The organism is Fibrobacter sp. (assembly GCF_045131395.1).
Lineage (GTDB): Bacteria > Fibrobacterota > Fibrobacteria > Fibrobacterales > Fibrobacteraceae > Fibrobacter.
Genome location: NZ_JBGUQY010000045.1, coordinates 85,447 through 94,592, shown reverse-complemented (window position 1 = coordinate 94,592; position 9,146 = coordinate 85,447). Strand labels below are relative to the sequence as shown.

The following is a 9,146-nucleotide window of genomic DNA, read 5'->3' as shown; positions in this document are numbered from 1 at the left end:
GGACGAAGAACTTCTATCTGACCAGGAGAACGCCATGTCGATGAAAGAGGACTACGAGATTATCCTTGCAAGCACCGAAATCCGTGCCCGCCAGGAAGGCGAATCCGTTGGCGAGGCTCGTGGAGAACTGAAAAAAGCCCGCGAAATGGCAAAGGCTCTTAAGGGTCTAGACGTTTCAATTGAAAAAATCGCGGCGGCGTCTAAGCTTTCCGTAGCGGAAATCGAAGCCCTGTGATTTAAGGAAAAGTTGCTTTGGGCGGTCGTAAGGCCGCCTTTTTCGTTTAGTTTGTTATATTTTGCAAAAAATTTGAAGGTTAGGTGAGATTATGAAGAATGTTATTGCAGCAAGTCACCCTCGACTGGCAAGGAGGGGGTCCATACATCTCGTATTGGCTTTTGTTTTTGCAATCTTTGTTGCCGGTTGTGGTGACGATTCTTCCTCTTCAGTTTCCCCTGAACCGGCCTCTGAAAGCCTATCCTCGTCAAGTGTCACCCTGAGCGAAGTCGAAGGGTCTAGTTCTTCGGTCGGTATGGAAAAGTCTTCTTCGTCTGTAAAGTCCGGAGATGATTCGCAGAAGAGTTCTAGTTCTGTGAATGGCAGTGGCCGTAGCTCGACGCAGGAAGAGTCTTCTTCTTCGTCAGAGGTTTGCGTGCCGAATAAGCGCAATGATGATGGTAGCATAACTGTGTTGGAACGCTGCTGTAATGGAGATACGGCTTCTTTTTATGATGAAGATGGTGCGTTTGTTTATTATACATGCAGGGCTCATATGTGGTTGATGGACTCTATTGCTGGCCAAGACACCATAAAGCCCTATGTGCCGCACCCCAATATGGAAAAACAGTTTGCATCAAATATTGATTATGAAACATTTGTCGATGAACGCGATGGTCAGGAATATAAGATTGTTACAATTACAATTGATTATGGTCTTGCCAAAACGCGTACATTCTTTGCCGAAAACCTGAATTACGGAAAGCAAATTATGGCAAATGCGACGGAGTTTAGTGACTCCGTGGTGGAAAAAGTCTGCTACAACGACGACGAATGGTATTGCGATAACGGCTTTGGCGGTCTCTATTCATGGAGTGAGGCCATGAACATCCCTAAAAAGTATGATACAGTTGCCGTCGAAAAACTCGATACAACGTATTTTGATAATGGTGAATACATTAATCAATACATTCAGGGAATATGCCCGAAGGGTTGGCATATCATGACGGAAGATGAATGGCGCCTTATTGGAGGGGGTGGCAGAGTTAATTCCAGGGCTGTATGGGGAGGGTATGACCTTTACGGTTTCTCGCTTCTTCCGGCAGGGTATTCGTTAAAAGGAAAATTTTATGGGTATGAAACATTTGCGTATGTATGGCAGCCGAGTTTGATTCCGAAGTACGATGATTGCGGTAAAGCATCTGTGATAAGTAAAGATGGTATTGAGTGGGACTCTGGGGCTGAACGGTTTAGCTATTTACCGGTTCGCTGCACGAAGGACTATTAAACAGGGAAATTCCGGTGGCTTGGGGGTGTTAGGGGGTGTCCCCCTAGGCGAGAGGGTGATGGAAGCCTTGCTTGGATCCTTCGACGGAGTTTACCCTGAGTTTATCGAAGTGCCTAGGATGACACAAGCAAGGCTGCAATCAGGGAGAGACTTCTCCCTTTTTTTCTATCTTTGAGTCATGCCGTTTTTTACGAAGAGTAACCTTGTTGACTTGCGGGCGGAAGCCGAGCAGCTTTCGATTTGCGTGGAGCATTTTCTGTATGCGTCTGAGCGCGTGGTCGAAGGCGATTACAAAACGAAGGGTTTCTACGACAACTGTATCGAGAAATGCAATGGACGCCTGAAGGCGATTCACTTTTTGATGGAGTCCATTCGCCAGAACAGGCCCGTTTCGGAAGAAGAACTGGAAGAAACTTTGCCGGATTTTCTAAATTGCCAAAAGAACGCTAAAGACCAAAAGCGCAATGTTTGAGGACGAATTCGAAAACGAACGAGAGCCTAGACGTGTAAGGCCGACCCGCCGCGATCACCGCAGCAGGCGTATTGACGTTATGCGCGAATTGGAATCGGGTGTTGTGGATGAACGCCCCGTCAAGGAACGCTTCAGCCGCGAATTCAAGAATCCCCGCATCAAGAAGATTAAGGACCCCCTCGAAAAAATCGACGAAAAGGATTGCGTCGAGGGGTTGGTGGTGGAAGTGCACCGCCGGACATGTGAAGTCAGATTAGATCCTTCGGCTTCGCTTTGCTCCGCTCAGGATGACATTGGGCGCGAGACGGTGACTGCGATGTACCGCGCGACCACTTCGAAGGCTTTGGGCGAATTTCCGGCCGTGGGCGACCGCGTGTTGCTTGGCCAGGTGAACGAAGACGAAGATAGCGGCGAAGGCGTGGGCTCCCAGAAGTATTGCGTGGTGCGCGTGCTTCCGCGAAAGAGCGAACTCAAGCGCCCCGGTCCCCGCGACAGCTTTAGGCGTAAGCTTACCCTGGCGGCAAACATTGACCAGGTGGTGATTGTCGCGAGCGTGACGCAGCCGGAGTTCAATTACGGATTTATGGACCGCTTTTTGCTGGCGGCGAACCTGAACAACTTGCCTTTTGTGCTGGTGCTGACCAAGATGGACTTGCTCCCGAACGGCGAGGCCGACTTGTCAGACGATATCCGCGACTTTATGAGTATCGTGGACAAGGTGATTCCCGTGAGCGTGAAGTCGGGCGTGGGCCTGGAACGCTTGCGCGAGGAACTGCTGGGCAAGTCTTCGGTGTTCAGCGGACAGAGCGGTGTGGGCAAATCGACGCTGGTGAATGCGCTGGTGCCGGGGGCCGAACTTGAAACGGGCGCCGTGCGTGAACGCGACGGAAAGGGCCGGCATACGACGACTTCTTCGAGCCTGTTCGATTTTCCGGGGGGCGGATACGTGATCGATACGCCGGGGATTCGAAGCATTGGCCTTGCCGACGGCGACGACGACATGGACGGCGAAACTTTGGCGAAGATTTTCCCGGGATTCTTCGAGGGCGACTTGTTTACCTGCAAGTACAGCAACTGCAAGCATTTGAAGGAACCGGGCTGCTCGGTGCGCGAGGCGGTGGAGTCGGGGAAACTTTCCCGTGCACGCTATGCGAGTTATTTGCGAATTTTGAATTCTAGGAACTAGGTTTGATGGATATTGCGGTAAAAATTACCTTGGTGGCGTCCATTGTGCTGGTGGGTTATAACCTGCACCAGCTGGTGACGAGCTACGAGGCAATTTGCGAAAAAGTCAAAGAATTCAAGGCCTTGGCGCTGGAAAACGATTCGGACGAGGGCGCTGTGCGCCGTTCGAATTTGGTGCTGACGGGTACGCTTTCGCTTTTGTTTATTGCGCTGACTTACCTTTCGGACTTTGCCTACTGGGTGGTGGGCGCCGTATTCTTGAAACTTGCCATTTCCATGTATCTTTCCCATTTGGAAATTTCGCAGATTTTTAAGGAAGATTCTATCCGCCCGAAGTTTTTCAAGATTACCAAGGTCGATGCCGCGGTGAATGTCTTGATGGGCCTTGGGGTGGCTTTGATTTCTGTATCGTGAGGGCTTTATGAAAAAGTTAATCGCCTTGGTTATTCTTGCTCTGTTCGCCAGTGTGCCGGCCTGGTCCCAGGATGCCATGTCTATGGGTGCTGGTGGGGCACCGTCCGCAGGACCGTTGCTTAACGGAATCCGCACGCCCTTGATTTTGGGCGGAGCCCTTGGTTTTGGTTCGGGCACGGGCGTTGGTACGGAACGGGGAATCGGGCTTTACCAGATTGAACCCATGATCGGTATCTGGTACCCGGGACTCGGTGTGTTCCGCGTGGGATACGGCATGTTCTGCTATGACGAAGATATGGAAAATGGCGAAGAATACGACGTGGACCATTCTGAATTTGATTTTGAACTGGGTATCCATTTGCTGGGTGAAGTCTACCTGATGGGTAGCTATTCGCGCGTCAAGGAACTGAGCGACTTGGGCGATATCGCCTGGAACGAATGGGGCGCAAGCTTTGGTTCGCTGTTCTCGATTTTCTCGAAGACCTTGCTCTTTGCCGAAGTGGGTTACCGCTGGGTGTTGACCCATTACGACCCGTTTAAGGACAAGAAGGTTCATGGCGGTCGCTTGCAGCTGAATGTGGGCTTTGCCTCTTACGTGTTTTAGTTAAGGATTGATTTTGTCTGAATATACGAAGAATGTTGCTGTTTTAGGGGGAGCTTTCGATCCGGTGCACTTGGATCATATTCGGGTGGCTAAGACTTGCCTTGCAAAAAAGTTTTGCGATGAAGTCTGGTTCATGCCGAGTCCTGACCGTTGGGACAAAAAACTTAATGCTAGCCCCGAAGACCGCTTTGCCATGCTTGAACTAGCCATGGAAGGCGACCCGCGACTGATTCTTTCGGATTTGGAAATTCAACAGGGCGATTTTCGTGGTTCGTACGTGTTTTTGTGCGGGCTCAAGGAAAAATTCCCGGATATCAATTTCCGTTTGCTGACGGGCGCCGATACCTACGACGGCATTCCGCACTGGCGCGACCCCATGACGTTCTTCGGTACGAATTATAACGGACACTTGCTGTTGCGTGACATTGAACTGATTGTGTTCGCCCGCAACGGTTACCCGAAGCCGGACATGGAGGCTCACAAGGCGAAGGGCTATGCCGACCTTTTGTGGCTTGGCCCCGAAGAGGGTTTTGAAGGCGTGTATTCCAGCACGGCCATTCGCAAGGCGCTGTTGTGCGGCGACGAGCCCAAGGGTTTGCACCCGAAGGTGTACGAGTACATTAAGCAACATGGATTGTACAGGGACTAATGTCGCGCGCGCCTTCTGACATGTATTTTGAAAGCGTGGTGCAGCCCGAACACGAGGGCTGGCTGTTGCTGGATTCCTTGTGCAAACGCTTTACCTACCACAGCCGCGAACTTTGGGGCGAAAAGATTGCCGGCGGGTTCGTGAAGGTGAATGGGGAAGTGGCGAACCTTGAAACGGTGGCCCACCGTGGCGACAAGGTGATTTACCATGTGGCGAACTACACCGAGCCCGAAGTGCCCACGGATTTCAAGGTCGTTTTCGAAGACGATGAGTTTATGCTGGTGGCAAAGCCCGCGGGCGTGCCGGTTCACCACACGGGGCACATATTCTACAATACCTTTGCCTCGATTGTGCGCCGTGGGACTGATTACGAGACCGCGACCCCGATGCACCGCTTGGACCGCGACACGGGCGGGTTGATGCTGTTTGCGAAGTATGCCGAGTCGGCGGCGCGGTTCCAGAAGAATCTGGACCGAATCTTGCTGAAGAAGTTTTATATGGCGGTCGTGCGCGGGGACTTCGCGGTTGAGGGAACTCCTGCGAACGAGCCTGTGGACTGCACCATGCCTTTGCGCGAAGACCCCGCGGACCGCTTGCGGCTCCGCATGCACCACTTTGCCGATGGCAAGCCCTGCCACACCCGCTTTAGGAAGGTAGGCGTTGGTATATTGCCGCAGCCGGTGGGTGGCGAGACGAAGTATTCCGTGGTGGAGGCCGAACTCTTGACGGGCCGCAAGCACCAGATTCGTGCACACCTCGCCGAGCTCGGGTACCCGATTCTGGGCGACCGCCTGTACAGCTTCGATGGCGTTTACTACGAGAAGATGTCCCGCTCCTGGTCCCGCGATGCATCCGTGGACAATTCTGAAGCGGGACTTTCCGCCGAAGACCTGGCGGCCCTCGGCGGTAGTTCGCAGATGCTTTACGCCTACAAGGTGGAAATCCAGTTGCCTTACTGGAGAGAATCCCGCGTTTTTGAATGCGGAGATTTCCCTGCAGAGATGGCGGAGTTGGTGGAAAGGGCTGAAAGCGGCGTCTAAAATTGCAAAAAGCTCTCGAAAATGATTTTTTTCAAAAAAATCGCAAAAAATTCGCACTTACCCCTTGACGAAATATTCTGATTATCTATATTTGGTGCCGTCGATGAGAGCAATCTCAAAGGCAAAACCAAATTGCTTCATAGCTCAGTTGGTAGAGCCCGCGACTGTTAATCGCGTTGTCCTTGGTTCGAGTCCAAGTGAAGCAGTGAAAAAGGTTCCGATGAGAGTCGGGACCTTTTTCTTTTGCTATATCCAGGCGATTTGTATCTAGGAAATTTAAGAAATATTTTTATTTTTTAACAAATCAGTTCTATTTGGAGAATAGCACCGTGCGTTTTCTAAAAACATACCTCTTTTTAATTTTGTGGGTGGGGATTCCCTCGGTGTCTTTTGCTGACGACGACCTGTGGGGAAACGATAGCGAACTGGGCAGTTCAAATGCCGAAAACGACCTGTGGGGAACTCCGGCTCCCGAGGCGAAGCCTGTCAAAAAAGCTCCGGTTGCAAAACCTGCCGCAAAACCGGAGGCGAAGCCGGTTGCTAAACCTGTGGAAAAGCCTGTTGCGCAACCCGTTGCGGAACCTGTTGCCCAGCCCGCCGCGCAACCGGTTGCTCAGCCTGTAGCCCAGCCGGTTGTTGAACCGGTGGCCAAACCTGCACCGGAACCGATTATTCGCCGTGGCGATCCGCTGCCTCAGCAGGGTGAACCTGCGGTTACCGAACCAGCTCCTGTTGTTGCGGAACCTGTGCAAGAACAGCCTGTGGCTCCTGTAGTGGCAGAACCGGATTCGGCTTCTACGGAATTCGGTGCGGAGATGATTTCTGAATCGTCGGAAACGGTTGTGGATTCAAATGCCGTTGTTGATTCTCCGCTGGTGGATTCCTCTAAGACTGATGCCGCAGCAATGCCTGTGGCTGCTGTAGATTCTGTAGCAAAAGATACGGTGGCGCCGGTGGCGGCAAAGCCTGATTCTGCCGCGACTGCTACGGTCGATGGCTATGCCATGTACGATTCGCTCCATGCAGATAAAAAGGAATCTCCGCGTTTTTGGGGAATGGGACTTTTGGTAAACGGTTCCTATGGCTTGTTTAATCAGAAGTTGATGTCCAATTCCTTTACGGTTCCGAGTGCCGGAGCCGGCATTACGGCCATGATTGGCTATTCGCATTTTGCCTTGCGCCTTGAAGGTCTTTTCAAGTACGAACGGATCTATGTGAGCGAAGAGATGGGTACCGTTAACGAAGGGCTCTGGCGTTTGGGCGGCGGTGCCTTTGCCCGCTTCATGTCTGGACTGGAATGCGGCTTTGTGGCGGAAGTGGGCGCTTCGGTCTATTCGTCCTTGACGAATGACATTATGCTTTATGATGACGGTAGAACTGTGTGGGCCTTAAGGGCCTTGACCGAAATCCCCCTTGAAGTGGCGGTGGGTTATAAAATTCCTGTGAAGCCCGTTTCTTTTGAAGTGGATGCTTTTTTCAACTATGAATTGAGCAATTCCATGAATTTTGCCTTTAGCGGCGACTATAAGGCAACTGCTTGGCATGCCGGAATTCGTGCCGTTGCGTGGCTGTTCTAAGGAGGGCCGGAAAACATGTTCCGTTTAGGAAAAAAATATTGGGCCGTTGCCTCCTTGTTTGTGTTGGCCTTTTGTGGCTGTGAATCTACGGATATTACGACTTTGATTGAAATGGAAACCGCCCAAAGGCCCATTGAGGTGAAGTCGGTGCAGGATATATCCTACTTGGATGATTGTGATGATTTGCTGGAAGGACGTGTCTTTTTTGTAAAGACCGATGACAACCTGGTCGTGTGCAGGAACGGAGGTTGGGTTGAAACAGACAGCTCCATATTGCGTAATTCTGCTCCGGCAAATGAACCGGTGGAAAACCCTTCGAAACCTTCTAAAAATGAACCGGTGGTGAATTCTGGGATTGAACTTAGTTGCCCGGTTAATAAGCGTTCTTCTTCGAAGTTCTGTTTTGACGTGATTATCCGTGATTTTCAGGCGAACCATCCGGACTTTGAAAATTTTGTAGAAGAATATGCTGGTGTTACCAAAAGAGGTGTTGGCAAGAGGGATGCGATTGTTTCGGGAAAATATCCTGGATACGACGAGCTCTGGTATAGTAAAGACATGTATCACCTGACATGCGGAAATAAGGCATCTCATGCAGGATCTGCGATCGGTACGGATGGATTGCCGTTATTTGCGAATGCCGCATTGCCTCCCTATCTTCAGCAGTCCTCTCTTCAGCCCGCTTTGGCTTACGGGGAATGTCTTGAATCGGGCCGCGTTCGGAGAGGTTTTTACAATAATTATATCAATAACCCTGACATGTTGGCAAAGGCTTGTCCGGGGTCTAGAATGGCTTGGTCGGACGAAGTGTACTATACGCCGGGTATGGTTAGCTCGGACTTGTTATTTGATTCTGGCGATGCTGGCGAATATGGCATGCTGAATGGCGCGCGAATTGTAAAGGCCGCAGATCTCTGCGACAACCAGTATTTTGACCAGTGGTTCGCAGATGTTGCAGACGTTAATAAACGGACCAATACAACGCTTAATCTTGAACGTGTCGATGGCGAACGGGGTAACTTTGTTGTCGATTATGACTACAACAATGGCGGATTCTTCCCGTTAGATTCCATTGACCCTGCCACGGATATGTGGGTTTGCTCCAAGCCGTGTGGGGATTCGAAGGATGCTCACGACCAGTTTGGCCCCCAGAGTCTGTCTATTTATTGTCCTCCTTACGATTATGAGTATGCCTCGAACCAAGTAGACCGATTCGGCTATAGTACAACAAATCTTTGCTCTAGTTGGTTGTCGTACGGCGGTCCCCGTTCTGTTGAATCGGGATTCGGTTATAGCGCCGCATGGAACGCCGCGGCTGCTGCGGGATCTTTGGGCCTCCAGCATTTGCGCAATTATCATTTTACGGTGCAGGCTTATGCGCAGTTTGTGTACAAGGCTGAAGATGAGGGCTATCTGCAGTTCATGTCTATTGATGACATGTGGGTTTATGTGGATGGCGTTCTGGTTCATGACGGCGGTGGTGATCACCAGACGGTTCCGTCTCCGCAGATCAGCCTGAATATGCTGGCTGCGAACAATCACGGGTGCGGCGCTGCTGATCCCCTTGCCTCGAAGATGATCGATGAAGGTGCCTGTAATGAATACGGATGGGTCGACGGCTCGGTTCATCGCATCTGGGTTTTCTATGCCAACCGTCAAACAGATGGCTCCGCGTTCTTTATCCGTGCAAAAATCTAGCGTTG

At 51.1% G+C, this 9,146-nt stretch carries 10 protein-coding genes and 1 tRNA gene; all 11 read left to right on the top strand.

Annotated features, from left to right (window positions below; genetic code table 11):
* Window positions 1-235 (top strand): hypothetical protein (locus tag ACJMNB_RS11230; protein WP_405342464.1); only part of this gene is annotated, 235 nt, incomplete at its 5' end.
* Between the two features lie 91 nt (window positions 236-326).
* A complete protein-coding gene (locus tag ACJMNB_RS11225; RefSeq protein WP_405342462.1) occupies window positions 327-1,502 on the top strand; it encodes an FISUMP domain-containing protein in 1,176 nt (391 codons plus the stop codon).
* Between the two features lie 178 nt (window positions 1,503-1,680).
* Entirely contained in the window at window positions 1,681-1,974 is a 294-nt protein-coding gene (locus ACJMNB_RS11220) for a hypothetical protein (protein WP_405342460.1), read from the top strand.
* A gap of 79 nt (window positions 1,975-2,053) precedes the next feature.
* Window positions 2,054-3,160, top strand: coding sequence for a ribosome small subunit-dependent GTPase A (gene rsgA, locus ACJMNB_RS11215; protein WP_405342458.1), 1,107 nt, complete (start codon window positions 2,054-2,056; stop codon window positions 3,158-3,160).
* Between the two features lie 5 nt (window positions 3,161-3,165).
* Window positions 3,166-3,573 (top strand): hypothetical protein, encoded by a 408-nt coding sequence (locus tag ACJMNB_RS11210; RefSeq protein WP_405342457.1) that lies wholly within the window; start codon window positions 3,166-3,168, stop codon window positions 3,571-3,573.
* A 7-nt stretch (window positions 3,574-3,580) separates the two neighbouring features.
* Entirely contained in the window at window positions 3,581-4,177 is a 597-nt protein-coding gene (locus tag ACJMNB_RS11205) for a hypothetical protein (protein ID WP_405342455.1), read from the top strand.
* Window positions 4,178-4,190: 13 nt separating this feature from the next.
* Window positions 4,191-4,826 (top strand): nicotinate-nicotinamide nucleotide adenylyltransferase, encoded by a 636-nt coding sequence (locus ACJMNB_RS11200; protein ID WP_405342453.1) that lies wholly within the window; start codon window positions 4,191-4,193, stop codon window positions 4,824-4,826.
* The gene (locus ACJMNB_RS11195; RefSeq protein ID WP_405342452.1) at window positions 4,826-5,866 is read left to right on the top strand and encodes an RluA family pseudouridine synthase; all 1,041 of its coding nucleotides are present in this window, start codon (window positions 4,826-4,828) and stop codon (window positions 5,864-5,866) included. The genes ACJMNB_RS11200 and ACJMNB_RS11195 overlap by 1 nt, the downstream gene beginning before the upstream one ends.
* Before the next feature lie 133 nt (window positions 5,867-5,999).
* Window positions 6,000-6,072, top strand: a tRNA-Asn gene (locus tag ACJMNB_RS11190).
* A 177-nt stretch (window positions 6,073-6,249) separates the two neighbouring features.
* A complete protein-coding gene (locus ACJMNB_RS11185; RefSeq protein WP_405342451.1) occupies window positions 6,250-7,443 on the top strand; it encodes a hypothetical protein in 1,194 nt (397 codons plus the stop codon).
* A gap of 15 nt (window positions 7,444-7,458) precedes the next feature.
* A complete protein-coding gene (locus ACJMNB_RS11180; RefSeq protein WP_405342450.1) occupies window positions 7,459-9,141 on the top strand; it encodes a hypothetical protein in 1,683 nt (560 codons plus the stop codon).
* The last annotated feature ends 5 nt before the right edge of the window (window positions 9,142-9,146 follow it).